Origin of the sequence: Arthrobacter bambusae (genome assembly GCF_022606295.1) — a bacterium.
Taxonomy (GTDB): domain Bacteria; phylum Actinomycetota; class Actinomycetes; order Actinomycetales; family Micrococcaceae; genus Arthrobacter; species Arthrobacter bambusae_A.
Map to the genome: position 1 here is coordinate 147,786 of NZ_JAHHZS010000002.1, position 26,195 is coordinate 173,980.

General features: G+C 65.8%; 30 protein-coding genes and 1 pseudogene. 20 read left to right on the top strand and 11 right to left on the bottom strand.

The window, feature by feature from the left end; genetic code table 11:
- Position 1 precedes the first annotated feature (1 nt).
- On the bottom strand, positions 2-151 hold the full coding sequence (locus KNN17_RS02030) for a hypothetical protein (protein ID WP_171983445.1): 150 nt from the start codon (positions 149-151) through the stop codon (positions 2-4).
- A 133-nt stretch (positions 152-284) separates the two neighbouring features.
- Between KNN17_RS02030 and KNN17_RS02035 the strand changes: the two genes are divergently transcribed.
- From KNN17_RS02035 to KNN17_RS02050, 4 genes are read left to right on the top strand one after another with little or no spacing between them, the layout of a single operon-like run.
- The gene (locus tag KNN17_RS02035; protein WP_241707272.1) at positions 285-1,073 is read left to right on the top strand and encodes a hypothetical protein; all 789 of its coding nucleotides are present in this window, start codon (positions 285-287) and stop codon (positions 1,071-1,073) included.
- Entirely contained in the window at positions 1,073-1,822 is a 750-nt protein-coding gene (locus KNN17_RS02040) for a LamB/YcsF family protein (RefSeq protein ID WP_241707273.1), read from the top strand. The genes KNN17_RS02035 and KNN17_RS02040 overlap by 1 nt, the downstream gene beginning before the upstream one ends.
- Before the next feature lie 37 nt (positions 1,823-1,859).
- A complete protein-coding gene (pxpB, locus tag KNN17_RS02045; protein ID WP_241707365.1) occupies positions 1,860-2,453 on the top strand; it encodes a 5-oxoprolinase subunit PxpB in 594 nt (197 codons plus the stop codon).
- Entirely contained in the window at positions 2,453-3,376 is a 924-nt protein-coding gene (locus KNN17_RS02050; RefSeq protein ID WP_241707276.1) for a biotin-dependent carboxyltransferase family protein, read from the top strand. The genes pxpB and KNN17_RS02050 overlap by 1 nt, the downstream gene beginning before the upstream one ends.
- A gap of 196 nt (positions 3,377-3,572) precedes the next feature.
- Here the strand turns inward: KNN17_RS02050 and KNN17_RS02055 are convergent, their stop codons facing one another.
- A complete protein-coding gene (locus KNN17_RS02055) occupies positions 3,573-4,778 on the bottom strand; it encodes a DUF445 domain-containing protein (protein ID WP_372489611.1) in 1,206 nt (401 codons plus the stop codon).
- Between the two features lie 206 nt (positions 4,779-4,984).
- Between KNN17_RS02055 and KNN17_RS02060 the strand changes: the two genes are divergently transcribed.
- Positions 4,985-5,881, top strand: a complete 897-nt coding sequence (locus KNN17_RS02060; protein ID WP_241707278.1) for a glycerophosphodiester phosphodiesterase — start codon at positions 4,985-4,987, stop codon at positions 5,879-5,881.
- 69 nt (positions 5,882-5,950) lie between these two features.
- Here KNN17_RS02060 and KNN17_RS02065 read toward each other — a convergent pair whose 3' ends face one another.
- A complete protein-coding gene (locus KNN17_RS02065; RefSeq protein ID WP_241707279.1) occupies positions 5,951-6,688 on the bottom strand; it encodes a fumarylacetoacetate hydrolase family protein in 738 nt (245 codons plus the stop codon).
- Between the two features lie 183 nt (positions 6,689-6,871).
- On the opposite strand from KNN17_RS02065, the gene KNN17_RS02070 reads away from it, so the two are divergent.
- From KNN17_RS02070 to KNN17_RS02080, 3 genes are read left to right on the top strand one after another with little or no spacing between them, the layout of a single operon-like run.
- Positions 6,872-7,366 carry a DoxX family protein gene (locus tag KNN17_RS02070; protein WP_241707281.1) on the top strand — a complete coding sequence of 165 codons (495 nt, stop codon included), beginning with the start codon at positions 6,872-6,874 and terminating at the stop codon, positions 7,364-7,366.
- Positions 7,363-8,115, top strand: coding sequence for an AzlC family ABC transporter permease (locus KNN17_RS02075; protein ID WP_241707284.1), 753 nt, complete (start codon positions 7,363-7,365; stop codon positions 8,113-8,115). Before KNN17_RS02070 ends, KNN17_RS02075 begins: the two co-directional genes overlap by 4 nt.
- Entirely contained in the window at positions 8,112-8,423 is a 312-nt protein-coding gene (locus tag KNN17_RS02080; protein ID WP_078106844.1) for an AzlD domain-containing protein, read from the top strand. Before KNN17_RS02075 ends, KNN17_RS02080 begins: the two co-directional genes overlap by 4 nt.
- Before the next feature lie 55 nt (positions 8,424-8,478).
- Here KNN17_RS02080 and KNN17_RS02085 read toward each other — a convergent pair whose 3' ends face one another.
- Positions 8,479-9,099, bottom strand: coding sequence for a TetR/AcrR family transcriptional regulator (locus tag KNN17_RS02085; protein ID WP_241707286.1), 621 nt, complete (start codon positions 9,097-9,099; stop codon positions 8,479-8,481).
- Between the two features lie 70 nt (positions 9,100-9,169).
- Between KNN17_RS02085 and KNN17_RS02090 the strand changes: the two genes are divergently transcribed.
- The 4 genes from KNN17_RS02090 to KNN17_RS02105 are packed head-to-tail and all read left to right on the top strand — an operon-like array spanning position 9,170 to position 11,695.
- On the top strand, positions 9,170-9,493 hold the full coding sequence (locus KNN17_RS02090) for a thiamine-binding protein (RefSeq protein WP_241707288.1): 324 nt from the start codon (positions 9,170-9,172) through the stop codon (positions 9,491-9,493).
- 40 nt (positions 9,494-9,533) lie between these two features.
- Entirely contained in the window at positions 9,534-10,217 is a 684-nt protein-coding gene (locus KNN17_RS02095; RefSeq protein ID WP_241707292.1) for an O-methyltransferase, read from the top strand.
- A gap of 15 nt (positions 10,218-10,232) precedes the next feature.
- Positions 10,233-10,736: a GNAT family N-acetyltransferase gene (locus KNN17_RS02100; protein WP_241707298.1), complete on the top strand. Its 504-nt coding sequence runs from the start codon at positions 10,233-10,235 to the stop codon at positions 10,734-10,736.
- A gap of 56 nt (positions 10,737-10,792) precedes the next feature.
- Positions 10,793-11,695, top strand: coding sequence for a spermidine synthase (locus tag KNN17_RS02105; RefSeq protein ID WP_241707299.1), 903 nt, complete (start codon positions 10,793-10,795; stop codon positions 11,693-11,695).
- A 49-nt stretch (positions 11,696-11,744) separates the two neighbouring features.
- On the opposite strand, the gene KNN17_RS02110 is transcribed toward KNN17_RS02105, so the two are convergent.
- Positions 11,745-12,641 (bottom strand): LysR family transcriptional regulator, encoded by an 897-nt coding sequence (locus tag KNN17_RS02110; RefSeq protein WP_078106838.1) that lies wholly within the window; start codon positions 12,639-12,641, stop codon positions 11,745-11,747.
- Between the two features lie 129 nt (positions 12,642-12,770).
- Between KNN17_RS02110 and KNN17_RS02115 the strand changes: the two genes are divergently transcribed.
- Genes KNN17_RS02115 through KNN17_RS02125 form a run of 3 tightly spaced genes read left to right on the top strand, consistent with a single transcriptional unit; the run spans position 12,771 to position 16,074 of the window.
- Complete coding sequence (locus KNN17_RS02115) at positions 12,771-14,147, top strand: MFS transporter (protein WP_241707300.1); 1,377 nt, start codon at positions 12,771-12,773, stop codon at positions 14,145-14,147.
- Entirely contained in the window at positions 14,144-14,887 is a 744-nt protein-coding gene (locus tag KNN17_RS02120) for a 3-hydroxybutyrate dehydrogenase (protein ID WP_241707301.1), read from the top strand. The genes KNN17_RS02115 and KNN17_RS02120 overlap by 4 nt, the downstream gene beginning before the upstream one ends.
- A 44-nt stretch (positions 14,888-14,931) precedes the next feature.
- The gene (locus tag KNN17_RS02125; protein ID WP_241707302.1) at positions 14,932-16,074 is read left to right on the top strand and encodes a GGDEF domain-containing protein; all 1,143 of its coding nucleotides are present in this window, start codon (positions 14,932-14,934) and stop codon (positions 16,072-16,074) included.
- Positions 16,075-16,116: 42 nt separating this feature from the next.
- Here KNN17_RS02125 and KNN17_RS02130 read toward each other — a convergent pair whose 3' ends face one another.
- Positions 16,117-16,350, bottom strand: a complete 234-nt coding sequence (locus tag KNN17_RS02130) for a helix-turn-helix domain-containing protein (protein WP_241707366.1) — start codon at positions 16,348-16,350, stop codon at positions 16,117-16,119.
- Between the two features lie 2 nt (positions 16,351-16,352).
- Positions 16,353-16,637 (bottom strand): hypothetical protein, encoded by a 285-nt coding sequence (locus KNN17_RS02135; RefSeq protein WP_241707303.1) that lies wholly within the window; start codon positions 16,635-16,637, stop codon positions 16,353-16,355.
- Positions 16,638-16,889: 252 nt separating this feature from the next.
- Between KNN17_RS02135 and KNN17_RS02140 the strand changes: the two genes are divergently transcribed.
- A complete protein-coding gene (locus tag KNN17_RS02140; RefSeq protein WP_241707304.1) occupies positions 16,890-17,555 on the top strand; it encodes a hypothetical protein in 666 nt (221 codons plus the stop codon).
- 28 nt (positions 17,556-17,583) lie between these two features.
- Here KNN17_RS02140 and KNN17_RS02145 read toward each other — a convergent pair.
- Together KNN17_RS02145 and KNN17_RS02150 are read right to left on the bottom strand one after the other, a co-directional pair.
- Positions 17,584-17,908, bottom strand: a pseudogene (locus KNN17_RS02145) (LysE family transporter); the annotation flags it as partial.
- A 47-nt stretch (positions 17,909-17,955) separates the two neighbouring features.
- Positions 17,956-19,428: an amino acid permease gene (locus tag KNN17_RS02150; RefSeq protein ID WP_241707305.1), complete on the bottom strand. Its 1,473-nt coding sequence runs from the start codon at positions 19,426-19,428 to the stop codon at positions 17,956-17,958.
- 287 nt (positions 19,429-19,715) lie between these two features.
- Here KNN17_RS02150 and KNN17_RS02155 point away from each other — a divergent pair, with 287 nt between their 5' ends.
- The 4 genes from KNN17_RS02155 to KNN17_RS02170 all read left to right on the top strand — a co-directional run bounded on the left by KNN17_RS02155 (position 19,716) and on the right by KNN17_RS02170 (position 24,600).
- Positions 19,716-20,519, top strand: a complete 804-nt coding sequence (locus KNN17_RS02155; protein WP_078106826.1) for an IclR family transcriptional regulator — start codon at positions 19,716-19,718, stop codon at positions 20,517-20,519.
- 209 nt (positions 20,520-20,728) lie between these two features.
- A complete protein-coding gene (locus KNN17_RS02160; RefSeq protein ID WP_241707306.1) occupies positions 20,729-22,471 on the top strand; it encodes a urocanate hydratase in 1,743 nt (580 codons plus the stop codon).
- A 94-nt stretch (positions 22,472-22,565) separates the two neighbouring features.
- The gene (gene hutH / locus KNN17_RS02165) at positions 22,566-24,158 is read left to right on the top strand and encodes a histidine ammonia-lyase (protein WP_241707307.1); all 1,593 of its coding nucleotides are present in this window, start codon (positions 22,566-22,568) and stop codon (positions 24,156-24,158) included.
- 193 nt (positions 24,159-24,351) lie between these two features.
- Positions 24,352-24,600, top strand: a complete 249-nt coding sequence (locus tag KNN17_RS02170) for a hypothetical protein (RefSeq protein ID WP_241707308.1) — start codon at positions 24,352-24,354, stop codon at positions 24,598-24,600.
- A gap of 105 nt (positions 24,601-24,705) precedes the next feature.
- On the opposite strand, the gene KNN17_RS02175 is transcribed toward KNN17_RS02170, so the two are convergent.
- The gene (locus KNN17_RS02175) at positions 24,706-24,927 is read right to left on the bottom strand and encodes a hypothetical protein (RefSeq protein ID WP_059388456.1); all 222 of its coding nucleotides are present in this window, start codon (positions 24,925-24,927) and stop codon (positions 24,706-24,708) included.
- A 256-nt stretch (positions 24,928-25,183) separates the two neighbouring features.
- The gene (gene hutG, locus KNN17_RS02180) at positions 25,184-26,149 is read right to left on the bottom strand and encodes a formimidoylglutamase (protein ID WP_241707309.1); all 966 of its coding nucleotides are present in this window, start codon (positions 26,147-26,149) and stop codon (positions 25,184-25,186) included.
- Between the last annotated feature and the right edge of the window lie 46 nt (positions 26,150-26,195).

The following is a 26,195-nucleotide window of genomic DNA, read 5'->3' on the forward strand; positions in this document are numbered from 1 at the left end:
GCTATTTTGCGGGGGCGTCGTCGGTATCCGGCCCTTCGGCGGGTTCCTGGCTGTGAAGGCCCGTATCGTGGGGCACCCAGCCCTCGGTTTCCCCTTCGGCAGGGGCGTCACTGTGGTGGCGGACGTCGTTGGTCTCTGCTGCCTTGTTCATTCCGGATACTTCCTGTCCTTCGTTGGACTGTTCCCGCGAACGCCTTAAAGTCTACGCCGGGGACGCGGCGTGTGGCCTAGGCTAGGCCAAGGAACTACCGAACGAATCCAACGGCTGAATGCAGAGGTGAAGAATGGCAAAACGACCCAACCCGGCAGTAAAGATTGCGCAGGAAACCGCGCACAACGCCATGTTCGACGCCAGCGGCAAAGCCAAGCCCGGTGTCCATAACGTGCTGCTTCGCGCCGTCGAAGTCCAGCGTCCCCTTGTCCTGGCCAACCTGCGACGCCTGCAGCGCAAACACCCGCAGGCCACGGCGGCCCAGTTGGCCGCGAAACTGGAGCGCGACTACCTCCGCGCAGTCACCGGTGGGGGTGCCGCGGTCGGGGCAACCGCCGTCGTGCCCGGGATCGGCACCGCAGCCTCGCTGGGACTGTCCGCGGTGGCCACGGTCGGCTTCCTGGAAGGAACCGCGCTGTACGCCGCTTCCCTGGCCGAACTCCACGGCATCCGCCTGACCGATCCGGACCGTGCACGAACCATGGTCATGGCCATCATGCTCGGCGAGGAAGGCACCGCCCTGCTGGGCGCCCTGAGCGGACAATCGCTCGGCAAGGGCAGAGGCGTCACGCAGGCCTGGGGCAAGACCCTCACCAAGAAGCTGCCTGGCGGAGGATTCGGCGTCATTCGCGACGCCATCCAGCGCGCCTTCCTCAAGCGGCTCGTCCGGCGCCAAGGTGCCGCTTTCCTCGGCCGGGCCCTGCCTTTCGGCGTCGGGGCCGTGGTGGGCGGCGTCGGAAACCGCGTCATGGGGCGTGCCGTAGCGGCCTCGGCGAGGGAAGCATTCGGTCCCATGCCGGACATCATCCCGGGCGAGTTGCTCCCAGCCGCCCGCCAGAACGCGCTGGAAGGCGGAAAATAGTGGATCTCAACGCTGATTCGGGGGAGTCGTTCGGCTCCTGGACCATGGGGAACGACGCGTCAATGTTCCGGATTGTCAGCAGCGCCAACGTTGCCTGCGGCTTCCACGCCGGAGATCCGGTGACCATGCTGGACAGTTGCCGGGCCGCCTTCGAACTCGATGTCCGGGTGGGCGCCCACGTGGGCTACCGGGACCTGCACGGCTTCGGGCGCCGATCGATGGACATGTCCTTCGATGAGCTCTTCGGCGACGTCCTCTACCAGCTAGGTGCACTGGACGGCATGGCCCACGCTGTCGGAGCCTCCGTGGACTACGTCAAACCGCACGGTGCCCTGTACAACCGGATCGTCAACGACGTCGAGCAGGCCGAAGCCGTGGTGGCCGCAATTCACGCCTACGATCCCGGGCTTCCCGTCCTTGGCCTACCGGGTTCGGCATTATTGCGGCTCGCCGAAGAATCCGGGCACCCGGTGTTCCGGGAGGCTTTCGTGGACCGCGGCTACATGCCGGACGGAACGCTGGTGCCGCGCTCGCAGGACGGCGCGGTGGTGCACGACGCCGCCGCAGTCGTCGAGCGGGCCGTGCGCTTTGCCGTGCGGGGCGAGGTGCTGGCGGTGGACGGCACAGTGGTGCGCGTGAAGCCCGATTCGTTGTGCATCCACGGTGACACCCCGGGTGCTGTCGAGCTGGCTGCGGCGGTGCGCGCCGGCCTCGAGGAAGCTGGTGTGGAGATTGAATCCTTCGCCTGACCGGGAGCTTTTGCCCTGCGGCGACAGCGCCTTCTTGGTGGAATTGCCGGAACTGACCGCCGTCGTCGCGTACTACCGCGGGCTGACCCGGGCCGGCACATCGGCCGGAGTTTCAGCGCCGGAGGGGATCATCGACGTCGTGCCCGCCGCCCGCACTGTCCTGGTCACCTTCGATTCCGAAAAGATCCGTCCTTCCGAAGTCCGCGACTGGCTGCAGTCCGCAGAACCGGCATACGACGTTGCAGCTTCGGGCCGCGAAGTGACCATCGAGGTCTCTTACGGTGGCCCGGACCTCGCCGAAACGGCGCAGTTCCTGGGCATGGGCGAGGCCGACGTGGTCAAGCTCCACTCGAACTCGGAGTGGACGGCCGCGTTTTCCGGCTTTGCGCCCGGCTTCGTGTATCTGGTCACGACCCATGAGCGGCTCCGCGTCCCGCGTCGGAACACTCCACGCACCGCCGTGCCGGTTGGCTCTGTTGGCCTCGCCGGCGAATTCAGCGGGGTCTACCCGCGATCCTCCCCGGGCGGTTGGCAGCTGATTGGAACCACGACGGCGGCACTATGGGATGCGTCCAAAGCCGAGCCCGCGCTGATCCGGCCGGGCGACCTGGTCCGGTTCGTGGAGGCCTGATGGGGATCGTGGTGGTGAACCCCGGACCGCTCACCTTGGTGGAAGACCTTGGCAGGCAGGGCTGGGCCTCGCTGGGGCTGAGCCCCTCCGGCGCCCTGGATCGGCAATCCCTTCGCCTTGCCAATCTGCTCGTGGGGAACCCGGCGGAAGCGGCCGGGCTGGAAACATTGCTGGGCGGGCTTCGCCTGCGGTTCGTCACGGCGTCGACCATTGCGGTGGCGGGCGCCGAGGGGATCGTGACCCTGGACGGTGCCGAGATTCCGCTGAACCAAGCCGTCCGGGTGGCTCCGGGCGCCGTGCTTGATTTCGGTTCGCCGCTGTTCGGACTGCGGTATTACCTGGCAGTACAGGGCGGCATCGACGTGCCCACGCTCCTCGGTTCAAGCAGCACGGACATGCTCTCCGGTGAAGGCCCCGCACCGTTGACCTCGGGTGGGCAGTTGGGAATCGGGCGGGCTTCCGCTGGCAACGGCCCGAGCTCCGGAGCCAGGACGGGGGCTGGAACCGGGGCTGGAGCCGGGGCTGGAACCCGCGGCAAGGCACATGTCCTCCCTGCTATCCGCCGCGCTCCTGATCCGGGGCGCGCCATCACGGCCCGCGTGGATCGCGGCCCCCGTGCTGACTGGTTCGACCTCGACTCCTGGCGCCGCCTGGTCAGCCAGGAATGGACCCTGTCGCCTGATTCGAACAGGATCGGTGCCCGGCTGGTGGGCCGTCCGCTCACCCAGACCCGGCTCGAAGAACTGCCCAGCGAAGGCATGGTGCTCGGCGCTCTGCAAGTGCCGCCGTCGGGCCTTCCCACGGTATTCCTGGCAGACCATCCCGTGACGGGTGGCTACCCGGTGATTGCGGTGGTGCGTCGCACGGACCTGGACTTGTTAGGCCAAGCCCGCTCCGGCCAGCGGATCCGTTTCCTGGGCTGAGGATCCCCATCACTGGACATGCCCCTTCTGGGCTGCGAGGAGTGGACATGTCCCTTGTTCGTGCCCACGCCGCGTTGGACATGCGCGTTCCTGGATAGGTGGAGTGGACATATTGGCATCATGTCCGTTGCTCAGGGGCAGGGACGGGCATGTCCCTTCCAGCCCGCCGGTACCGATGCCCGCACGCGTACCCGCGTCAGCCGAACACCAAGTGCGCCACTGCGAAGATCGCGAGACCGGCCAGCGACCCCACCACCGTGCCGTTGATCCGGATGTACTGCAGGTCCTTGCCGACCTGGAGTTCGATCTTTTGTGAGGTTTCCTCGGCATCCCAGCGCGCGACGGTGTCCGTAATGACCCCCGCGATGTCGGATCGGTACGTTTTGACGAGGTACCCCGCAGCATCACCTATCCAGGCATTGACCTTGCCCGCCAGTTCGTCATCGTGGACAAGCCGCAAACCGAAGTCCCGGACGGCGCCCTTGAAACGCTGTGTCAGTTCGCTGTCGGGATCGTCGACGGCGGTGAGCAGCGCGTCCTTAATGGTTCCCCACGTGCGGGAGGCGAGCTCGCGGACCTCGGGATCACCGAGAACCTGGGTCTTGATTGTCTCGGCACGGGCAATCATTGCAGGATCGTGTTGGAGATCCTGGGCCAGATCCCCGAGGTAAGTATCGATCGATTGGCGCACTTGGTGATCGGGATCCTGCTGCACAGCCCGGATGAACTTGGCGATTTCGTTGTAGACCCTGTCGCCCACGATGTCGTCCACGAAGGACGGAACCCAGAGGGGCGAACGGTCGGACACGAGCCGGTTCACCGTGGAGTGGTTCGCTTCCACCCAATCCGCCGCCCGGTCAACCAGAAGATCCACGAGCTTGTGGTGGTGGCCGTCGGCAAAGATCCGTTCGGCCATCCGGCCCACGGGCGGTCCCCAGGGCGGAGTGAGCAAGTGCTTGCGGACCATGCCCTCGATCACTGCCTGCACGTCGTCGTCGTTCAAGACGGTGAACGCGCCGCGGATCAGTGCTGAACCTTCCTTGGCAATCCGCTCCGGACCGCCGGGGGAGGCGAGCCACGTGCCGGCTTTCCGGGCGATGTCCACGCTCGCGAGCTTCTCCTGGACCACCTGCTCGGACAGGAAGTTGGTCTCGACGAATTCGCCAAGCGAAGCGCCGATCTGGTCCTTCCGCCGCGGGATGATGGCCGTGTGCGGGATTTTCAAGCCCATGGGGTACTTGAACAGGGCGGTGACGGCGAACCAGTCGGCCAGCGCTCCCACCATGCCGCCCTCGGCAGCTGCCCGCACATATTCCAGCCACGGATACTGCTTCTGCAGGGCGAAAGCGGCCGTGAAAACCACCGCCATGACAATCAGGAGCGCCAGCGCCACGGATTTCATCCGACGGAGGGCAGCAGCCTTTTCGGCGTCGCCGTTCCGTTGCCCGACGCCGGCGGCAACCGTGGAGGCGTTCGTGGCACTTGCGTGCCGGGCAGCCTCCGCCGTCGGGTCGCTATCGCTGTCCGTCACCGGGATTTGTTCAGAGTTCACCTGCATGTGCCCAGCGTAGCCCCGTCGCCGTCGTGGGCGTGGGCTACCGTGTCCCCATGACGATTGACAACCCCGGTCGCCCGGAGCAAACGGAACAAAGCACGCGGCCCAAGGTCTACGCCCACCGCGGAGCCAGTGCCGCATTTGCGGAGCACACGCGTGCCGCCTACCTGAAGGCAATCGCCGACGGCGCCGATGGCGTCGAGTGCGACGTCCACCTGACCCGCGACCAGCACGTGGTCCTGCTTCACGACGCGAACTTGGACCGCACCTCTGACGGCACCGGTCCGGTGGCCGAAAAGACGCTCGAAGAGCTGCGGCAGCTGGACTTCTCCTCCTGGAAGGGCGCCAGGATTCCGGACCAGTACGGCGCAAAGTCGGACCAGCTCCTGACGCTCCCGGAGTTGCTGGACATCCTGCGCGATGCCGGCAGGGCCATCGGCTTGGCCATCGAGCTCAAGCACCCGAGCCCGTACCAGCTCAAGCTCGAAGACCGCGTGCTGGAGCTTCTGGCCGGCGAAGGGTGGGACGCGGAGACCTCAATGCTGGACAACATCGAGGTTTCCTTCATGAGCTTCAGCCCGGATTCAGTCAAGCACCTGCTCCAGTTCGTTCCTGCGGAGCACCTTTGCCAGCTCGTGGACGACGTCACAGTGGAGGATGTGCGCGATGAACTTGGACTGGGAGCTTTCACCGGGGGAGCCGTGGCCAACGTGATGAAGGCCGCCCAGCAGGAGGGCGAGCGGATCCTCGACGACTGTGAGGTCGGACTGGCCGGCCCGGGCATCGATTACGTCCGGAAGCACGCCCGCACCGTCCAGCGCTGGCTGGAATCAGGCCGCCGCTTCCGGGTGTGGACCGTCGATTCGGAGAACGATGTCGCCCTGTGCCAAGGCCTCGGCATCCACGAGATCACCACGAACAAGCCGGCGCAGGTCCTGGCCCAGCTTTAGGCACCCCTGGCACCCAACTAACTCGCAGTTGTTGTCGTTCTGGGGCTCCAAAACGACAACAACTGCGAGTCAGATGATCGTGTTGCTAAGGGTGCCGATGCCGCCCAGCGTGATGTCCACTCGGTCGCCAGGCTGGACAGCAACGAAGGTGTTCGGAGCTCCCGTCATGATGATGTCTCCCGGTTCCAGGGTGAGCCATTCGGTGACGTACACGAGGCACTCCGTGATGGAGGACGGCAGGTTGAAGGAACCGGACCGTGCCTTGACCTCGCCGTTGACTATAACCTCGGTGCTCACGTTGTCCGGATCCTCGATCCCGGTTTCGATCCACGGCCCTAGCGGGGTGTAGTTGGTGCCGGACTTGCCCTGGAAGAGCCTCTCGTCGACCTGGTTCTGGTCGACATTCGTGACGTCGTTGACCACTGTGTAGCCCAGGACGTGGTCCAGGGCATTCTCGGCCGTGAGCTTGTCCGCACGCTTTCCGATGACGGCGGCAAGCTCGCCTTCAACGTTCACCGTGCCCGCGTTGCGCACGGCCACGATGTCGTCACCGGGACCGGCGATGCTGTGGACCGACTTGTGCCAGGCCTGGATGGGCAGCACGTGGTTGTTGTTGCCCAGGTTGTGCCCGATTCCCAGCACCACGGAAGGCCGGACAGGGGCGAGGAACTCGGCGTCGTCCGCGGAGCTGGTTTCTCCCGTGAAGGAAAGGACCTCGGCAAAGGGATCCTCGATATGGTCCCAGCTTCCGTTGCGCAGGACAGCATGCTGAGGGCCGGAGGGTGTCTGTAGTCGGGCGATGCGCATGGAACTCCTCGTTGAATTTCGTGGGGCAGTGAACGCGGGCGGTGGTCGGAGCCAAGCCCGACCAAGGAAGAACATACATTATGTTGAACCTGGTACAGCATTTTGAACAATTGTGAACGGTGTGTGCTCGGCTCTTCACCTTTCCGGTTACCGCGCCGGGCGGGGCTGTGGTTGCATGAATACATGCCTTTTTCGTGGTCCGCCCGGACAACCCAGACAATCTCCGCGGCGGCCATGAGTGCACTGTTACTCGTGAGCGCCAGGAAGCACTTCCAGGAGCCGAAGTTCTACGCTCCGGTTGTCCCGGACTATCTCTGCCGCAAGGACCATGCGGTCGGAAGCGCCAAGCTCAAGGACGGCCACGACAGGGGCGGCGCAATCGCGCCGCGTAACGGCGCATTGGCGGTCATGTCCCGGGAGGAATGGATCGCGGTGAGCGGACTGCTTGAGGCGGCTGCCGCCGTCGGGCTTATCATTCCTGTCACCCGCAAGGCCGCGGCCCGCGGCACCACGCTGATGTTCACGGCATTCCTGGCCGGGCACGTAGACGCGCTCCGCCGTGCGTACTCTCCTGGCGGAACCGCATCCGCGCGGCGGATTCACACGCTGCGGCTGCCCTTGCAGGTCCCCTTGATCCTGTGGGCATGGAGTTTGGCCGGAGCGAAACGGGGAGCATGAAACTCCTCGAATCCCCGGCGGTGAAGGTGGGCCTCTCCGTCAGCATCGCAACGGGCCTCTACGGCATCTCGTTCGGGGCGTTGGCCTCGGCCTCCGGGTTCAGTTTCTGGCAGACCATGGCGTTCAGCCTGCTCATGTTCAGCGGAGGCTCGCAGTTCGCCTTCATCGGCGTCGTGGCCGGGGGCGGGTCCGGCATTGCAGCCATGACCGCGGCCGCGCTGCTGGGCTTGCGGAACGGCATCTACGGGATGCAGATGAACGCGCTGCTGCGCCCCCGCGGTTGGCTCAGGTACCCGCAAGCCCACATCACCATCGACGAATCCACGGCCACTGCCTCGGGCCAACGGAATCCGGACGAACAGCGCCGCGGGTTCTGGACCGCCGGACTGGGCATCTTCGTGCTGTGGAACATCTTCACGGCCGTCGGCGCCCTGGCCGGCGACGCCTTGGGCGATCCCAAGCAATGGGGGCTCGACGGCGCCGCCGTTGCCGCGTTCCTCGGCTTGCTCTGGCCACGGCTCAAGGGCCGTGAGCCGTGGGCGATTGCCGCAGCCGCTGCGCTGGCAACCATCGTTGCGGTCCCGTTCGTTCCAGCAGGCGTGCCCATTCTCGTGGCTGCCGTGGTGGCCGGGGCCATCGGCTGGTTCAGTCACGGTCGCAGCGACGAAGGGATGGAGCCCGACGTCGATCCCTACCCGCACGGTCATCCAAGCACTGGCGCTTCCAGCCGCGAAAGGAACGCCGAATGAACCTCTGGCTCTGGATCCTCATCGCCTGCGGACTGGCGTACCTGACGAAGCTTTCGGGCTATTTCGTGCCGGCGAAGCTGCTGCGGAGTCCGCGGATGATGCGTGTGGCCGGCACCATGACCATCGGCCTCCTGACGTCCCTGACCGTCGTCAATGCGGTGGCATCGGGGCAGTCTCTCGCCTTCGACGCCCGGCTCGGTGCGCTCGCAGCGGGGGCCGTCGCGCTGTGGCTCCGGGCCCCGTTCCTGGTAGTGGTCATCGTCGGATCGGCAGCGGCCGCTGGGCTCCGGCTGCTCGGCTGGCACTGAACCGCCGCGGGTGGTTCCGATCGTCGCCGCGGTGGGCAACGCCGTCGTGCGCTGGTTACTGGAAGGTCATCCCGGGGATGGGTGTCTGCTGCGGCAGCGGGCGCGACGGGCGTTCGGTGCGGATGGCGTCCTCAAGCAGGGCGACCGGCCGTTCCCAGGCGCGCGACCCCGGCTCCATGGTGTCGACGGCGCCGATCAGCATCGCAACAAGGCGCACCATGTCCTCAATGGAAATGTCCCGGCGCAACGAACCCTGGCCCTGGCCGCGGCTGAGGAGTTCGGCCATGGAATCGATCAAGCCGCCCGTGATACCCACAAGGAGTCCGCGGCGGCCGGCGACAGCGCCCAGCAGGTTGGCGTCTTCGCTGGCAACCTGGACTACGGCGTCGATCACGTTGATGAGCCCGACGGCGGCATCCATGCCCGCGAGGGACTCCGCCACGACCGGGTCCACGTGAAGCCTGAGTTGCCGCGACAGGGCGGCCAAGACGAGTTGTTCCTTGTCGGCGAAGTTGCGGAACAAGGTAGCCGGGCCGACACCTGCGGTGGCTGCGATCGTCTGGAGGGGAACCTCCGGCCCCAGCTCGCGGAAGCACTGGCGCGCCGCCGTGATGATCTTGTCGACATTGCGCGCAGCGTCAGCTCTAAGTGGCTTGCGTTCCAAGGGCCGGTCCATGCTGCTCACAGTAGCAACGGAGGGCCTCCAATCACTTTTGTGACATTCTTGCCCATGAAAGACTGGATTCATGTTGCTTGCCTTTTCAGTCGCCCCGTCCGGCCAGCCCACTGCTGGCGCCGCATCCGTTGATGGCTCGGTGCACGACGCCGTTGCCGAGGCCGTGAAGATCGTCCGCGAATCCGGGCTCCCCAACCAGACGGACTCGATGTTCACCACCATCGAGGGGGAGTGGGATGAGGTGTTCGACGTCGTCAAGCGCGCCACCGAGGCCGTGGGCAAGTATGGAAACCGGGTGTCCTTGGTGATCAAGGCGGATATCCGGCCCGGATACGCGGGAGAACTCACCGGCAAGGTCGAGCGGCTGGAAAAGGCGATCGCCCAAGGGGAGTAGGTCCTTCCCAGTGTCCCGTGCCCGGTGCCAGACTGGGGCCATGTTTGAACACAAGGCCCAGCCCGGCTGGGTGGCCGTCGAGGAATACTTGTCCAGCGCCGTCGTCCGCCCGAACGCCGCGCTCAAGCACGCGGTGCAGTCCGCCCTCGACGCCGGGATGCCGCCCATCGAGGTTGCGCCCAACGCCGGCAAGCTGCTCAGGATGCTGGTGCAGCTTTCCGGTGCGCGGCGCGTGCTGGAGATCGGTACCTTGGCCGGCTTCAGCGCGATCTGGATGGCCCAGGGACTGCCCGACGACGGCCGCCTGGTCACGTGCGAATACGTCCGGAAACACGCTGAAGTCGCCAGGGTGAACCTGGACATGGCCGGGATCGGCCACAAAGTGGACATCCGGATCGGCCCGGCGCTGGAGACCCTCGCGGCGCTGGCCGAAGATCCCACGCGGGACGGCCCGTTCGACTTTGTCTTCATCGATGCCGACAAGGAGAACGATTCCAACTACCTCGACTGGGCCATTCGGCTCGGGAGGCCGGGCACCGTGATTGTGATGGACAACGTCATCTGGGAGGGGGCCATCCTGGATCCTTCGATGGATGAGGTGAACGCTCCGGGCATCGTAGGGGCACTCGAGATGATGGGCAGGGATCCTCGACTCGACGCAACGGCCATCCAAACCGTCGGATCCAAGGGCTGGGACGGCTTCGCGATAGCCCGCGTGGTGTGACGCTAGGCTGTGCGCATGGAATTTACCCTTCGCGCCGCAACGGTTGACGACGTCGAGCCCCTGACACGCATGCATTTGGCTGCCTGGCGGGAAAGCTACGGGCACCTCTTGCCCGAGGAGTTCTTCGCCTTCCGTGAAGCCACCATCAACACGCGGATCGAGAGGCAGCGCGAAGCATTGGCGGTCTCGTACAGCCCGATGCTCGCCCATGACGCCGACGGAGCACTTGTGGGAATCGCTTCTTCCGGTCCGTCCCGCGATGAGGACGGCCCATGCGACGTGGAACTCCAGATGATCTACACCTTGCGTCGCGTGCACGGTTTGGGAGTGGGGCAAGCATTGCTCGACGCCGTGATCGGCAACTCTGCCGCCTTTCTATGGGTGCTTGAAGACAATCCACGTGCCCAGGCGTTCTACGGCAAGAATGGTTTCCAGCCCGACGGTACGCGTCAGCTCCTGCCGCCGGATTGGCACGAACTGCCTGAGATCCGGATGGTGCGTGCCGCCGTCGGGGGCTGACCGCAAGGCTGGGGCGTCAACTAGGGTTGAAGCATGACCGGAAGAAGGCGGCTGTAGTGGCGAAGCGTGGCAAGGGCAGGGGCGCCGGGCAGGCTGCCGGAGTCATCGAGGTGCCCGCGGGCACGAAGCCGAACGGACCCGTGGAAGGCGTCTACTACATCGACACCGGCGACTGCGAACTCGTTGCCGACCCGGACAATTCCAACGGCTGGCTCCTGAAGATCAACGGCGTCATGAGCTCGCACATCGACGTGGCAGAGCCGTTGTTCCTGGACTTCGAGTACATGCGCTGGATTGCGGCCCTGGTGGAATCCACGTGGCCGCCCGAGTCCAAGCCGAAGTTGCGTGCCCTGCATCTGGGCGGCGGAGCATGTTCCCTTGCCCGGTACTTCCACGCCGCCTACCCCGACGCGCGCCAAGTGGTGGTGGAGCTCGACGGCAAGCTGGCCGAATACGTGCGCGGCTGGTTCGACCTCCCGAAGGCTCCGCTGCTCAGGATCCGTGTCGGCGAAGCCAGGGAAGTCACGGAAAGCCTCACTCCGGGCACCCGCGACCTCATCATCCGGGACGTCTTTGCCGGCGCCCTCACACCCAGGGCGCTGACCACCCGCGAATTCAACGACCACGCATCGAGGGTGCTGGCTCCGGGCGGCCTTTACGTGGTGAATTCCGGAGACGCTCCGGACCTCAAGCACGCCCGCGAGGACGCCGCCACCATCGCGGACACCTTCCCGCACACCATGATCATTGCCGACCCCGCGATGCTCAAGGGCCGGCGGTACGGGAACATGATCATGGCCGGCAGCCACGAGCCGTTCGGCGACGATCCGCAACTGGCCCGGAAGCTGCTCGGCGGGGCCGTTCCGGCGCATATCTGGAACGATGCCAAGGTCCGGGCATTCGCCGTCGGCGCCCAGATCCGGCACGACCCCCGGCCAGCCGCATCGACTGCTGAGTAACCGCCGTTTTGGGCGCCCAAAACGACAGTTACTCAGCAATCGATGTTGCTCAGCGGCGCGCCAGCAGCAGCTCGCGGTGGGCGGCCGTCTCCTCTTGCAGGGCGTGCACGACGGCGGCAACGGCCGGGCGGCGCATCGAGTCGGGCCGCAGGACCATCCAATAGGGCAGCAGCTCCGCGAAATCCGAGGGCAGCAGCCGCACCAGGTCCGGGTGCCGGTCCGCCATGAAGCACGGGAGGAAACCGACGCCGGCTCCGGCGCGCGTCGCTTCCACGTGGACGAAGACGTTGGTGGAGCTCAGGCCGTCGCGCATGGAGGGGACCAGCCGGCGCGGGGCATCGAGATCGTCCACCTGCAGCATGGAATCCACGAAATAGACCAGCTGATGCTGCGTCAGCTCCTCCACCGTGCCGGGCAGGCCGTGAAAAGCCAAGTACTCGCGCGAGGCGTACATTCCCAGCATGTACTCGCCCAAAAGCACAGCCTCGGCCCGGTGCACCTGGGGTTCGCCCACCACCACCTCGAGGTCCAGTCCGGAACGTTGCTGGAGCGCCCGACGCGTCACGGTGATGATCTCGACCGTGAGGCCAGGATGCGATCGCCGCAATCGCGCCACGGCGGGTGCCGCGATGTATGCGCTGAAACCGTCGGTTGCGGTCATGCGTACGACGCCGGCAATCGGGTCCGGCGCGCGGTCTTCCGGTCCCAGCGTGCCCACTGCCGCTTCGATCCGCTCTGCCACGCCCACTGCCTCGGCACCGAGCTCCGTGACTTCCCAGCCACCCGCAGCCCTCGCGAGCACACGGCCGCCGAGCGCCTTCTCGAGCGCGGCGATCCTGCGGGAAACGGTGGTGTGGTTCAGGCCCAAGGCCTGGGCCGCCGTCGTGAACTTTCCTGAGCGCGATACCGCGAGCAGGACAAGGAGGTCGTCGGGATTCGGATTCATATCTGCAATTCTGCACATATAGGGTGCCATTTTGGGTATTGAAGCCCCGGAATTGTGCGGCAATACTCATTGGAGCATTTCGTGTTGTGGATCACAGCACGTGTCAGTGTGGACACTAAGGAGATGGACATGAGCGTAGGACAACGCTCCGCAGCAAGCGCTGCCCCCGGCAAGGCCGCAGGCCTCAAGAAGATCGTTGCCGCCTCGATGGTGGGCACGGTAGTTGAATGGTACGAATTCTTCCTCTATGCCACCGCCGCAACGCTGGTTTTCGGCAAGTACTTCTTCCCGCCCACCGGCAACGACCTTGACGGCATCATCCAGGCGTTCCTGACGTACGCGGTGGGCTTCGTGGCCCGCCCACTCGGTGGCATCGTCTTCGGCCAGATCGGCGACAAGCTCGGCCGCAAACCCACCCTGCAGCTCACGATCGTGATTGTCGGGGTCTCCACTTTCCTCATGGGCTGCCTCCCGGGCTTCGCCGACCTCGGCTACTGGGCGCCGGCCATGCTCGTGGCGCTCCGCTTCATCCAGGGCTTCGCGCTGGGTGGCGAATGGGGCGGCGCAGTGCTGCTGGTGGCAGAACACAGCCCCAAGGAGTCCCGCGGATTCTGGTCAAGCTGGCCGCAGGCCGCCGTTCCCGTCGGCAACCTCCTTGCCACGCTGGTCCTGTTCGTCATGTCCACCACCCTCAGCAGCGCTGCCTTCCTGAGCTGGGGATGGCGCGTGGCCTTCTGGCTCTCCGCAGTGATTGTCTTCGTGGGCTACTACATCCGCACCCACGTGACCGAGGCTCCCATCTTCCTTGAGGCAAAAGCCCAGGTGGAGAAGGAAGAAGCCGTGAGCTACGGCGTCGGCGAAGTCATCCGCAAGTACCCCAAGGGCATCCTCCAGGCCATGGGACTGCGGCTGGCCGAGAACATCATGTATTACCTCGTGGTGAGCTTCTCCATCGTGTACCTCAAGAGCGTGGACAAGTACGACACCTCCTCTCTGCTGCTCGCCCTGCTGATCGCGCACGTTGTCCACTTCGTCGTCATCCCGCAACTGGGCCGGCTGGCAGACACTTGGGGACGCAAGCCGGTTTACCTGATCGGCGCCATCAGCGGTGCCACCTGGCCGTTCTTCGCCTTCCCCATGTTCGACACCAAGAACCCCGTGGTGATCGTCCTCGCCGTGACCATCGGCCTGTGCCTGCACGCCTTCATGTACGCGGGGCAGCCGGCCATCATGACCGAGCTCTTCCCCACCCGCATGCGCTACTCTGGCGTCTCCCTTGGCTCGCAGGTCACCTCGATCTTCGCCGGTTCGCTCGCCCCGCTGCTGGCGACCGAGTGGCTCAAGGACACCGGATCCTGGATGCCCACCGCCATCTACCTGGTGATCTCCTGCGCGATCACCGCCGTCGTGGTCCTGACGCTCAAGGAGACCCGCGGCGTGGCGCTGGAAGACGTCGACAACGCTGACGCCGTTCGCCACGGACTCCCCGTGGGAGCCCGGGCATGACCCTGGAGGGCCGCAAGGCCCTGGTCACCGGCGGGGCAAGCGGCATCGGGGCGGCATGTGCCACGGCCCTCGCCGCGCGGGGCGCGAAGGTTGTGGTGGCCGACGTCGATGCCGACGGAGCCGCGGCGATCGCCGACACGCTGGGCGGCACCGCCTGGGCCGTCGACCTGCTAGACACCGAAGCGCTCGCCGGCCTCAGCCTGGATTGCGACATCCTCGTCAACAACGCCGGCATCCAGAAGGTTGCTCCGATCGAGGAGTTCGAACCGGCGGATTTCCACCGCATCCTGACCCTCATGCTCGAGGCCCCTTTCCTGCTCATCCGGGCCGCACTCCCGCATATGTACGCCAACGGATTCGGCCGGATCATCAACATCTCCTCGGTCCACGGGCTGCGGGCATCGGCGTTCAAGAGCGCGTATGTCTCGGCCAAGCACGGGCTTGAGGGGCTCAGCAAAGTGACTGCCCTTGAGGGCGGCCAGCACGGAGTCACCTCCAACTGCATCAATCCGGGGTACGTGCGTACGCCGCTCGTCGAGAAGCAGATCGCAGACCAGGCCCTGCTGCACGGCATCCCCGAATCGGAAGTCCTGGCGAAGGTCATGCTGACGGAGTCCGCGGTGAAGCGCCTCGTGGAGCCCGCGGAAGTAGCGTCGCTGGCCGCGTGGATAGCGTCCGACGACGCCGGCATGGTCACCGGGGCCAGCTACACGATGGACGGGGGCTGGTCCGCCCGTTAACTGCCCCTCAATGTCGTAGGCTGGTGCGCACGAGGGGAGCACATATGGGTCTCGATCCGGCCAGCTTGAAGATAGCTCTGGGCATTGTCGCGTTTACGCTCTGCCTGCTGTTCTTCGGATCGTTCCGCCGGACCCGCTCCGCGTACAGCGGCTGGTGGTGCCTCGCCCTCGTTTTCTTGCTCTCGGGGAACATGGCGTACCTGCTCAGCGGCACTTCCCAGCAAATCTGGGCGGGTCCCCTCGGCAATGCTTTGCTGGTGGCGGGCGCGTTCAGTGTGTGGGCGGGCTCGCGTTCGTTGAGGTTGCTCCGGACGCCGCGATGGCAGCTCCTCGCGGGACCCGCCGCCACCGCCGTGGCCGCAGCGCTGGAGAACCCCGCCACCAACGTGTGGTCCGGCGGCCTGGTGTATCTGGCCATGATGTCCTTGGGCATGGGTTTCGCAACAGTTGAACTCTGGCGGCTGAAGCCCAGCGTTTCACAGGCCCACCGCTCCTTGGCGCTCGCCGCGGGAGTGCTGGCGTCCTTCTTCTTTTGCCGGGGGATCGCCTACCTCGTGGAAGGGCCCGACGGCCCGGACTTCGGTACCTACCTCAGCTCGGCAACCACCAGCGTGGTCACTATCGTGCTCCTGGTCACCGTGTCCTTCAGCATGACCGCACTGAGCAACGAGCAGCTCATCAACGGCCTCAACGAGCGCGCCACCCGGGACGGCCTGACGGGGCTCCTGAACCGCACGGCTTTCATGGAGTTGGCCACCCAGGAAATCAACAGGCTGCACTCCGCGGGATCGGTTTGCACGCTGATCCTCGCCGACCTCGACCACTTCAAGTCCCTCAATGACAGCCATGGCCACGCTGCCGGCGATACCGCCATCCAAGCCTTCGCTGCAGCGTGCCGGGCCTCGGTCCGCCACACAGACCTCGTAGGGAGGTATGGCGGGGAGGAATTCACCATCCTCCTTCCAGGGGCCGATGTGGAGAGCGCCGAGATCATCGCCGGCGAAATCAGCCGCCGTTTGGCCTCGGCAGAAGCTCCGGACGGCATCACTTTCCCCACGGTGAGCTATGGCATCGCCCCCAGCACCCTCGACAATGCCGAGGTTGCCCACATGGTCGTGGCCGCCGACAAAGCCCTCTACCAGGCCAAGTCCCTCGGCCGGAACCGCGCGGTCTGCGCAACCTCCTAACTGCGACACCGCGCCGCCGTCGTGCGCTGGTTCGCGCAGGGTTCAGTCGTCTGCCGAGCCGCCGTCGTCCGGATTAGGCCCGGCCTCGTCAACGGCGGAATGCTCGATGTAGGACTCAACCGCCGACTCCGGAACGCGGTAGGACCGCCCGAACCGCACAGCATGAATGGCATGGGAGTTCACGAGGCGGTAGACGGTCATCCTGGAAACCCGCAGCGCTTCGGCGACCTCTGCAATTGTCATGAATCGGTTGGCTGGAATGCCGGCGGCGGACATGTTCACCACGGCTTTCTCAGCTGGCGGTAGTCGTAGTAGACCACGGCGCCGCGTCTCGGTACGACGGTATGCAAGCCAACCGACGAGCCTTTGATGACAGCCACGACTCCCTCTTGGCATCCGTTGAAGGGATCGTCACCGGCCACATAGTCGCCCACCTTGAAAGGGGACGCCGTCGTTTTGGCGTGTTTGGCTGCCCTGGAATATAGCTGGCACAGTCGCGAAGCCAGCTCGCGGCGGCGCTGCTTGCGCATCCGCGCGGCGTGCCTTGAATACGGATCGAACATCGGAATCACTCCTTTGCAGTCGCGATCTACCAAAGGTAGGCGCCGACCACACGTGACACATGAGTGACTTTTACCCGTTATGGAACATGGGCCACTCACGTCACTTGGACCACTACTCGGACACGTCCCAAGGCAAGCAAGTGGTCACCCGGGTAGTCCGGGCAAAAGACAGGTAGGGGCTACGCATGCCGGGCTGGGCGAACAGTCCCTACGCTCAAGGCAAATGTTCCGTCAGGTCTGGGAGGGGGAACAATGAGGCGAGCTGCAAAGACAGGAATCGTCGTTGCGGGCGTGGTGGCGGTCGGGCTGGCGGGGGCAATCACCCTCAACGCCACACAGAGCTCATCAACCTCGATTGCCGGCGCGGCGCCGTCGGTCACCGTCAGTGCGTCGGCTTCTGCGGCTGGTGCAAGCGCGACGCCGGCCGCGACGCCGAGTGCCTCCGCGTCAGCGCCAGCCGCCAACAGTGCAGCTGCCAACACTCCGGCCGGCGCCGCACCTTCAAGTCAGGCCCCGGCACCCGCCCCGGTCCCTGCCCCGGCGGGCAGCGCCAAGCCCGATGCCCCTGTCCCGGCGCCCGCCGTGCCCGCTCCGGCTCCCGCTGTTCCTGCTCCTGTGGCGCAGGGGCTCGACGCGGCCGGGGTCCAACGTATAAAGGACAGCTGCACTGCGAGGCTGCAAAGCGATGCCGCCCACTCCGCCATCGTGACCGGAACCGTGGTGCCCCGGCCATTCACCGTTGTCTCGATCGCCTTCTCCGGGAACCCTGTCCAGTCAACGGCGGCCTCGGGCCTCGCGTCGTACGACATCCTCATGAAGATCACCACCAAGCTTGTCGATGGTCCTGCCCAGGACAGCGTTCGGGTTTGCCGGGTCTACGACTCGGATTCGCACGTGGATTGGCTTCCGGCCGGCTGACGCCGTGGCCGCTCCTGGTCCCGCTGCCCTAAGTCTTGGTGCCGGTGAGCGCCAGGGTTCCGCCGAGCCCGATCATCATGACCCCGCCCGTGGCACCCAAGGTGGAGATCCGCCGTGGTGAGCTGGAGCGGAATGCTGCCGCCCGAATATGCCACGAATTGGGGCAGCACGGCCACGAAGAACACGATTGACTTCGGGTTGCTCGCACCCACGATGAAGCCCACGCGGATCAGCCGCCACAAAGACCGCGACGGCGGCGCACCGGCCGCCGTCGGACGCCCGCCGCGGTGATGGATCGCCTGCACGCCGAGGATGTGCGGAACCATGCCAAGGGCATTTCCAAGGACGGTGACGGTCGACGGCTGGGCGGGAGCCGCCGTCGTCGTCCTCGTCAGGGACGCTAGGAGCGCCGGGCGACCACCGGCATCGAGGCTGTTTCGTCGACCAGCTCGGCGCGCAACCGTCCGCCGCCGCGGACCCAGAGCTTGTAGGCCAGCACCAGCAGCCCGAGCCACACGGCGCCGACGTACAGGGCCACGCGGGTGTCCTCGAAGACGCCAAGGATCACGATCACGAGGGCCATGAAGGCGATGGTTGCCACCGACGCCGCAGGCCACCACGGCGAGGCGAATTCCGACGCCGGAAGTCGCTTGCGCTTGATTTCGCGCTTCATGGCAACGTGCGAGGCGAGGATCATGACCCACACCCAGACTGTCGCGAACGTGGCGATGGATGCGATCACGAGGAAGACGTCCTCGGGGATGACCGCGTTGAGCACCACGCCCACCAGTAGGATGCCGCCCATGAGGACCACGGTCATCCACGGAACACCGTGCCTTGAGATCTTGCCGAAGCTCTTCGGGGCATGCCCTTGCTGGGAAAGCCCGAAGAGGATGCGTCCGGCGCCGAAGATGTCGCTATTGATGGCCGACAGTGCCGAGGTGATGACTACGGCATTGAGGATGTGGGGCGCTGCGGGGATGCCGAGGCCGCTGAAGATCTGCACGAACGGGCTGCCGTTGTTCCCGATTTCGTTCCACGGGAACAGGCTCATGAGCACACCGAGCGTCAGGACGTAGAACAGCAGTACGCGCACCGGGACGGTGTTGACGGCCTGCGGAATGACCTTCTTGGGGTCGGCGGCTTCACCTGCAGTAATGCCGATCGTTTCGATCCCGCCGAAGGCGAACATGACGACGGCGAACGAGGCCAGGAGACCGCCGAAACCGTTGGGGAACAGGCCTCCGTGGTCAACGAGGTTACCCAGCCCCGGCGCCACACCGCCGTTGCCGGAGCGGAAGCCGAACACGATGATCCCAGCGCCGCCGGCAATCATGGCGATGATCGCCACCACCTTGATGAGCGAGAACCAGAACTCGAGCTCGCCGAAGACCTTGACGCTTAGGAGGTTCATGGCGCCGAGGAGGAAGATAATCGCCAGGACCCAGATCCACCGGTCCACCTGCGGGAACCAAAAGCCCATGTAGATGCTGAAGGCCGTCACGTCCGCGATTGCCACGATGGCCATCTCGAAGACGTAGGTCCACCCGGTGATGAACCCTGCCAGCGGTCCGAGGTAGCGGCTGGCGTACTGGCCGAACGAGCCGGAGACGGGGTGGCGGACGGCCATTTCGCCGAGGGCCCGCATCACCATGAAGACGGCGGCCCCACCGATCATGTATGCGAAGAGAACCGACGGGCCGGCCTTTTGGATCGCAGACGCGGAACCGTAGAAGAGGCCTGTTCCGATGGCCGAACCGAGCGCCATGAAGCGGATGTGGCGGACGTTGAGGCCGCGGCTGAGAACGGTGGTGACCGCGCCTTCGACGACTTTGGCGGCCGGCGTCCTGACGGCTGTTGGGGCTTGCTGCATGCGAATACCTTCTCGTCATTGGGAGGGGGACTGTTAACCAGCAGACCATTCCGGAGCGGGCTGTGATGGGACTCACGGGACATCGTTGTCTCGGTTCTCAGACGCTGCGCCGCCGATTCGTTGTTTCGGGTGCGAATGTCTGGTATTCCAGACACCTTAATGTTCTGATTGGCTTTCCGATCCGCTCCGCTGGGCGCACGCTTAAGTACGGGATCCCGGACACCTGCCTGGCCGCCTTGGAGGCAGAAGGGGTGGGCCGGGCATTACCGTGCACTCGAAGAGGAGCCATGACCATACAGCCATCCACTCAAGGCCGGGCCGCTTCCAAGGTCCCGGCTGCCGAGAACACCCTGCGCATCCTGAAGTTGCTTGCGTCCCGGCGTGGCCCGATGGCAGCGTCCAACATCGCCACCGCGCTGGGCCTGCCCCGGTCCAGCGTCTACCACCTGCTTGGCGTCATGGAGGCCAACGGATTCGTCCTGCACCTTCATGAGGAGCAGCGCTACGGGCTCGGCATCAGTGCCTTTGAACTTAGTTCGGCGTACTCGCGGCAAGAGCCATTGTCGCGGCTCGGCCGCCCCATGCTCGCCGCCCTCGTGGATGCGATCGGCGAGAGCGCGCACTTGGCCGTCCTGCACGGCCGCGATGTGCTTTACATCGTGGAGGAGCGGGCTAAGAACCGCCCGTCCCTCGTGACCGACGTTGGGGTCCGGCTTCCCAGCCACCTCACGGCCAGCGGGCGCGCGATCCTGGCTGCACTGCCGAAATCGCAGGTCAGGGCCCTTTATCCGAACGCCGCCGCCTTTACCGCCCGGCACGAGATGGAATCGCCCATCATGAAGTACTCGGCCTTGTCATCGCATTTGGACCAGGTCCGGCAGCGCGGGTACGCCACGGAACACGGCGAAGTCACGCCCGGCTTCGGTTCCGTGGCCGCCGCCGTCACCGATCATTTGGGCTGGCCGACGGCGGCAGTCGCGGTGACATTCCTCGAGGACCGGGTGCCGCCTGAGGAATGGCCCGCGTTGGCGGCCCGGATCCAGAAAACGGCGGACGAACTCTCGATCCGCATCCACGGCCGCCCGTCCTAGCCGGCCCCCACCCTTCCTAGCCCGCCCCCGCCCAACTGACTCGCAGTTGTTGTCGTTTTGGGCGCTCATAACGACAACAACTGCGAGTCAGTTGAGTCTGGTATTCCGGACAGTAGCCTCCCTAAAGCCATTCCAAGACCCTTGCGGAGGGGCTCTACTGGATACAGAAGGACTTCCACCTAGCAACCTCCAGAGACGAAGGAGTCATCATGGCACCCGCCGATTTCACTACCGGAGCCCGCCCTGTCCGGGCCGCCCGCGGCACCGAGCTCACCGCGAAGAGCTGGCAGACAGAAGCGCCGTTGCGCATGTTGATGAACAACCTGGACCCGGAGGTCGCCGAACGACCGGATGACCTGGTGGTGTATGGCGGCACGGGCCGGGCAGTGCGTTCCTGGGCCGCGTTCGACGCGATCACCCGGACCCTGGAGACCATGGAGAAGGACGAGACCCTGCTCGTCCAGTCCGGCAAGCCCGTCGGCGTGTTCCGCACCCACGAATGGGCGCCGAGGGTGTTGCTGGCCAACTCCAACCTCGTGGGCGACTGGGCAACGTGGCCCGAGTTCCGCCGCCTCGAGGCCGAGGGCCTGATGATGTACGGGCAGATGACCGCGGGGTCCTGGATCTACATCGGCACCCAGGGCATCCTGCAGGGCACCTACGAAACCTTCGCCGCCGTCGGGAACAAACTCGCGGCCGCCAGGCATGACACCGGCCGCCACCCGGCCCCCGCCGCGGAAGGCTCCACCGAGGGGCCGCTCGCCGGGACCCTGACCCTGACCGGCGGGTGCGGTGGCATGGGCGGGGCCCAGCCGTTGGCCGTGACCCTGAACGACGGGGCCTGCCTGATCGTGGACGTCGACGAGACCCGGCTGCGCCGCCGCGCCGGCAAACGCTACCTGGACGAGGTCGAAACCGACCTCGACGCCGCGATCGCCAAGGTCCTCAAGGCCAAGGAAGAGCGCCGCGGCTGGTCCGTCGGGTACGTCGGCAACGCCGCCGAAGTCTTCCCCGAACTCCTCGCCCGGCACAAGGCCGGGGAGCTGACCATCGACGTCGTGACCGACCAGACCAGCGCCCACGACCCGCTCTCCTACCTGCCCGAAGGCATCACCGTGGCCCAATGGCACACCGAGGCCGAAGCCGACCCCGAAGGATTCACCAAGAAGGCCCAGGCCTCCATGGCCCGCCATGTCCAGGCCATGGTGGAATTCCAGGACGCCGGCGCCGAGGTCTTCGACTACGGCAACTCGATCCGCGACGAGGCCCGCAAGGGCGGCTACGACCGGGCGTTCGAGTTCCCCGGCTTCGTCCCGGCCTACATCCGTCCGCTGTTCTGCGAGGGCCTGGGCCCGTTCCGCTGGGTCGCGCTCTCCGGTGACCCCGAAGACATCGCCGTGACCGACGCCGCGATCAAGGAACTCTTCCCGGAAAACACCCACCTGCACAAGTGGCTCGACGCCGCCGCCGAGCGCGTCGAATTCGAAGGTCTGCCCGCCCGCATCTGCTGGCTCGGCTACGGCGAACGCGCCAAAGCCGGGCTGCTGTTCAACCAGCTCGTCAAGGAAGGCAAAGTCAAGGCCCCCATCGTGATCGGCCGCGACCACCTGGACTCCGGCTCCGTGGCCTCCCCCTATCGGGAAACCGAGTCCATGGCCGACGGCTCCGACGCGATCGCCGACTGGCCGCTGCTGAACGCCCTGATCAACACCTCCTCCGGCGCCACCTGGGTCTCCATCCACCACGGCGGCGGCGTGGGCATCGGCCGGTCCCTGCACGCAGGCCAGGTCTCCGTCGCTGACGGCACCGACCTCGCCGCCGAGAAACTCGAACGCCTCCTCACCAACGACCCCGGCATGGGCGTCATCCGCCACGCCGACGCCGGCTACGCCCGCGCCGTCGAGGTCGCCCACGAACGCGGCGTCCGCATCCCCATGCAGGAAACCAACTAACCAGACCCCACAACCCCAACCAGCTCGCATTAGATGTCGTTATGGCGCCCCAAAACGACAACAACTGCGAGCTAGTTGGGAAGAACGAGGAAAAATGACAGTTACAACACACCAGCCGCTGACCGTCACACTCGGTTCCAGCGGAGTCACGCCGGAGGACGTCGTCGCCGTCGCACGCCACGACGCCAAGGTGACCATCTCCCAGGAAGCCCTGGACACGGTTGCCAAGGTCCGCGCCCACATCGACGGCCTCGCGCACAGCGAAGTCCCGGCGTACGGCGTCTCCACGGGCTTTGGCGCCCTGGCCAACCGCCACATCCCCAACGAACTCCGCACCCAGTTGCAGAAGTCGCTCATCCGCAGCCACGCGGCCGGCATGGGCCCGGCAGTCGAGCGCGAAGTGGTCCGCGGCATCATGTTCCTGCGCGCCAAGACCCTGGCCTCGGGCCGCACGGGCGTTCGCCCCGTGGTCCTGCAGACCATGGTGGACGTCCTCAACGCCGGCATCACCCCCGTGGTGCGTGAATTCGGCTCCCTGGGTTGCTCCGGCGACCTCGCGCCGCTGTCCCACTGCGCCCTCGTCCTGATGGGCGAAGGCGAAGCCACCGGGCCCGACGGCGAGCTCTACGGCGCCGCCGGCAAGAAGCCGGTTGCCGAGCTTCTTGCCGCACACGGCATCGAGCCGGTGGTCCTCGCGGAAAAGGAAGGCCTTGCGCTCGTCAACGGCACCGAGGGCATGCTCGGCATGCTGCTCATGGCGATCGCCGACCTGCACCTGCTGATTACGACGGCGGACATCACCGCCGCTCTCAGCGTCGAGGCGCTGCTCGGCACGGACCAGGTGTTCCTGCCGGAGCTGCACGCGGCCCTACGGCCCCACCCGGGCCAGGCTGCAAGCGCGGACAACATGCTGCGCGTGCTGTCCAACTCGCCGATCGTCGCTTCGCACCGTGTCAATGACACCAAGGTCCAGGACGCATACTCGCTCCGCTGCGCACCCCAGGTTGCCGGCGCGGTCCGCGACACGGTGACGCACGCCGAACTCGTGGCTTCCCGCGAGTTGGCTGCGGCCATCGACAATCCCGTGGTGCTCCCGGACGGCCGCGTGTCCTCCAACGGAAACTTCCACGGCGCCCCGGTGGCGTACGTCCTGGACTTCCTGGCGATCGCCGTGGCGGACCTGTCCTCCATCGCCGAGCGCCGCACGGACCGCATGCTGGACCCGGCCCGCTCGCACGGTCTCCCGGCCTTCCTTGCCGACGACCCCGGAGTGGACTCGGGCCTCATGATCGCCCAGTACACGCAGGCAGGACTCGTCTCGGACAACAAGCGACTGGCCGTCCCGGCGTCGGTGGACTCCATCCCGAGCTCCGCCATGCAGGAAGACCACGTCTCCATGGGCTGGCATGCTGCCCGCAAGCTCCGCAAGGCGATTGAGAACCTGCGCCGCGTCCTGGCTGTGGAACTCGTGACGAGCACCCGTGCCCTCGACATCCGCACCCAGCTGTCCGGTGGCGAACTCACCCCGGGCCCGGCCGGCACCGCCGTGATCGAGGTGCTGCGCGGCGTCGTCGACGGTCCTGGTACCGACCGGTTCCTCTCACCTGAGCTGGAAGCCGCGGACCGTCTTGTAGGCGCCGGCGAGGTGCGGACGGCCGCCGAATCCGCCGTCGGAATTCTCGCCTGACGCCGAACAAAATACTGTTCGCGTGAACAATAGGAAGCGCCCCGGAAATGTTCGGCAATACGTCCACCGGGGCGCTTTCTGTGTAGTAGAACTTATGGGTACGGCATTGTCCACGCCGACGATGTCGTGGGCTTGCCGGTGAATATCCGTTCACAACTGAAGTAGCGAACATCCACAAAGGGGTAGAAGTTCAATGAAGGCACGCGGGACAGTCCTGTCCAGGCGAATCGCACAGTCCGCCGTCGTTTCCAACTGGGGAACGTTGAAGGTGGGGGAGCGGATCGAAGTCGTAAGGCACGCACATGTGGTCGCGGCGGGGGAGGTGCAGGAAATCTCGGACAGCGGCAACGTTGTGTGGCTTGAACCCGCAGGACCTGGCGCCGACGAAGCCGCCAAGCAGCTTTTCATGAAGTCCGACGGCGTGGAGTTGCGCCGGGCGTAGTGACTCTATAGCTCAAAAACCGGGGCTTGTTTCCCATTCCGCGCCTTCTTGGCGTGGTCTGGGAAACAAGCCCCGGTTTTGTTGTACCTATTTCTAGGATCGATCCTAGGCGGCGAGGACCTCGCGGGTTTGGCCGAACGGGACCGACTCGTCCAAGGCAACCGTGTAGCTTCCGGGCTCCCGGCGGGTCACCAGGATCCCGCAGCGGCCGTCTTCGGCAGCGGCTTCGATGAGCGTGCTGACGGCTTCGTCAAGTCCGGCATGGACCTCGTCGACGGACGCAAAGGACAAATGGATCTCGTTGTTTTCAATCGTGGCAGTGCTCATTGGGGGCCTCCTTCTGCAGGATGCCGCGTTGGGGGAGCGGCAATTCCTGCATAAAAGATAGCAAAGAGTCATGGGATGTCTGTCATTCTGCGAGCTGGATCACCGGCGGGCCAAGGCCCGGGCGCCAGGGTGAGGAGGCCGAGCCTGACCCAACTAACTCGCACTTAATGTCGTTTTCAGCCCTCAAAACGACATCTAATGCGAGCTAGTTGGGCAGGCGCGGAAGGCACGGGTGGGCACGGCACCTCAGGAGGCCCTACGCCAGCAGCGTGTTCACCAAGCGCGCGGCCACCTTGGCGGTCCGCGAGTCGATGTCGAACTCCGGGTTGAGCTCGGCAACGTCCAGGTGCAGGAGTTTCCCACTCGCGGCAAGCTGTTTGCACACAGCGCTGATGACTGGCAGCGGCACCCCATACGCCGCGGGTGCGCTCACCCCGGGAGCCACCGACGCCGGAAGCACGTCCAGGTCGATCGTCAGGTACAGCACGTCCACGGTGTCCAGGAACCGCGCCACAAAATCCCGAACGGCCTCCGCGGAGCAGTCCTCGTCCAGCAGGTACTTCACGCCTAGGCGGTCCGCCGTGTCGAAGAGGGTGCGCGTGTTGTTTGGCTCGGAGATTCCGACGACGGCGTAATTCAGTTCGCGGCCCTCGGCGGCTTCCGCCCGGGCCATCTGCAGGAACGGCGTTCCCGAGCTCGGCACCGGCTCGTCCCGCAGGTCGAAGTGCGCGTCCAGGTTCAGGACTCCGAGGCGCTTGCCGCCCCGCACAGCCTCCGAGCCTGCCACGCCCAAATAGCTGGCGAAAGCAGTTTCGTGCCCGCCGCCGAGCAGCACCGTGAGCTTGCCGCCGTCGAGCAGTTCCGAAATCACGCGGCCCGCGCGCTCCTGGCCGGCCTCCAGCGAGCCGTCCTCCACGACGACGTCGCCGGCGTCGAACACGTCCCGCTCGAGGTGGAAAGCCAGCGGACCCAAGGCTTGGCGGATCGCCTCCGGGGCGGCCGCCGCGCCGATACGGCCCTTGTTGCGCCGCACGCCTTCGTCACTGCGGAAGCCCACGACGACGGCGGGCCGGGCGCCTGCTTGCGTCGCGCCGGGGGCGGCCGCATCGGGAGTGTGGGGCGCCACGGCCTGCCACCAGCGGCGGTGCCCCTCGCCGTCGCCGTCGAAACGGCCGGTCCACGGCGTCGGGCGGACATCGGCAACTGCGCGGGAAATCTCCATGGTTAAAGCTCAGCGCATGACGGAGCCGAGAAGTACCGCTTCCAGG

What these genes read in the sequence shown, in the direction of transcription:
- KNN17_RS02170 (WP_241707308.1), top strand. Translation starts at nt 24,352, where the DNA reads ATGAAGGCACGCGGGACAGTCCTGTCCAGGCGAATCGCACAGTCCGCC.
- KNN17_RS02035 (WP_241707272.1), top strand. Translation starts at nt 285, where the DNA reads ATGGCAAAACGACCCAACCCGGCAGTAAAGATTGCGCAGGAAACCGCG.
- KNN17_RS02175 (WP_059388456.1), bottom strand. Translation starts at nt 24,927, where the DNA reads ATGAGCACTGCCACGATTGAAAACAACGAGATCCATTTGTCCTTTGCG.
- hutG (WP_241707309.1), bottom strand. Translation starts at nt 26,149, where the DNA reads ATGGAGATTTCCCGCGCAGTTGCCGATGTCCGCCCGACGCCGTGGACC.
- KNN17_RS02135 (WP_241707303.1), bottom strand. Translation starts at nt 16,637, where the DNA reads ATGTTCGATCCGTATTCAAGGCACGCCGCGCGGATGCGCAAGCAGCGC.
- KNN17_RS02125 (WP_241707302.1), top strand. Translation starts at nt 14,932, where the DNA reads ATGGGTCTCGATCCGGCCAGCTTGAAGATAGCTCTGGGCATTGTCGCG.
- KNN17_RS02080 (WP_078106844.1), top strand. Translation starts at nt 8,112, where the DNA reads ATGAACCTCTGGCTCTGGATCCTCATCGCCTGCGGACTGGCGTACCTG.
- KNN17_RS02140 (WP_241707304.1), top strand. Translation starts at nt 16,890, where the DNA reads ATGAGGCGAGCTGCAAAGACAGGAATCGTCGTTGCGGGCGTGGTGGCG.
- KNN17_RS02120 (WP_241707301.1), top strand. Translation starts at nt 14,144, where the DNA reads ATGACCCTGGAGGGCCGCAAGGCCCTGGTCACCGGCGGGGCAAGCGGC.
- KNN17_RS02055 (WP_372489611.1), bottom strand. Translation starts at nt 4,778, where the DNA reads ATGAAATCCGTGGCGCTGGCGCTCCTGATTGTCATGGCGGTGGTTTTC.
- hutH (WP_241707307.1), top strand. Translation starts at nt 22,566, where the DNA reads ATGACAGTTACAACACACCAGCCGCTGACCGTCACACTCGGTTCCAGC.
- KNN17_RS02130 (WP_241707366.1), bottom strand. Translation starts at nt 16,350, where the DNA reads ATGTCCGCCGCCGGCATTCCAGCCAACCGATTCATGACAATTGCAGAG.
- KNN17_RS02160 (WP_241707306.1), top strand. Translation starts at nt 20,729, where the DNA reads ATGGCACCCGCCGATTTCACTACCGGAGCCCGCCCTGTCCGGGCCGCC.
- KNN17_RS02115 (WP_241707300.1), top strand. Translation starts at nt 12,771, where the DNA reads ATGAGCGTAGGACAACGCTCCGCAGCAAGCGCTGCCCCCGGCAAGGCC.
- KNN17_RS02060 (WP_241707278.1), top strand. Translation starts at nt 4,985, where the DNA reads ATGACGATTGACAACCCCGGTCGCCCGGAGCAAACGGAACAAAGCACG.
- KNN17_RS02100 (WP_241707298.1), top strand. Translation starts at nt 10,233, where the DNA reads ATGGAATTTACCCTTCGCGCCGCAACGGTTGACGACGTCGAGCCCCTG.
- KNN17_RS02065 (WP_241707279.1), bottom strand. Translation starts at nt 6,688, where the DNA reads ATGCGCATCGCCCGACTACAGACACCCTCCGGCCCTCAGCATGCTGTC.
- KNN17_RS02030 (WP_171983445.1), bottom strand. Translation starts at nt 151, where the DNA reads ATGAACAAGGCAGCAGAGACCAACGACGTCCGCCACCACAGTGACGCC.
- KNN17_RS02085 (WP_241707286.1), bottom strand. Translation starts at nt 9,099, where the DNA reads ATGGACCGGCCCTTGGAACGCAAGCCACTTAGAGCTGACGCTGCGCGC.
- KNN17_RS02095 (WP_241707292.1), top strand. Translation starts at nt 9,534, where the DNA reads ATGTTTGAACACAAGGCCCAGCCCGGCTGGGTGGCCGTCGAGGAATAC.
- KNN17_RS02070 (WP_241707281.1), top strand. Translation starts at nt 6,872, where the DNA reads ATGCCTTTTTCGTGGTCCGCCCGGACAACCCAGACAATCTCCGCGGCG.
- KNN17_RS02110 (WP_078106838.1), bottom strand. Translation starts at nt 12,641, where the DNA reads ATGAATCCGAATCCCGACGACCTCCTTGTCCTGCTCGCGGTATCGCGC.
- KNN17_RS02150 (WP_241707305.1), bottom strand. Translation starts at nt 19,428, where the DNA reads ATGCAGCAAGCCCCAACAGCCGTCAGGACGCCGGCCGCCAAAGTCGTC.
- KNN17_RS02050 (WP_241707276.1), top strand. Translation starts at nt 2,453, where the DNA reads ATGGGGATCGTGGTGGTGAACCCCGGACCGCTCACCTTGGTGGAAGAC.
- KNN17_RS02090 (WP_241707288.1), top strand. Translation starts at nt 9,170, where the DNA reads ATGTTGCTTGCCTTTTCAGTCGCCCCGTCCGGCCAGCCCACTGCTGGC.
- KNN17_RS02155 (WP_078106826.1), top strand. Translation starts at nt 19,716, where the DNA reads ATGACCATACAGCCATCCACTCAAGGCCGGGCCGCTTCCAAGGTCCCG.
- KNN17_RS02075 (WP_241707284.1), top strand. Translation starts at nt 7,363, where the DNA reads ATGAAACTCCTCGAATCCCCGGCGGTGAAGGTGGGCCTCTCCGTCAGC.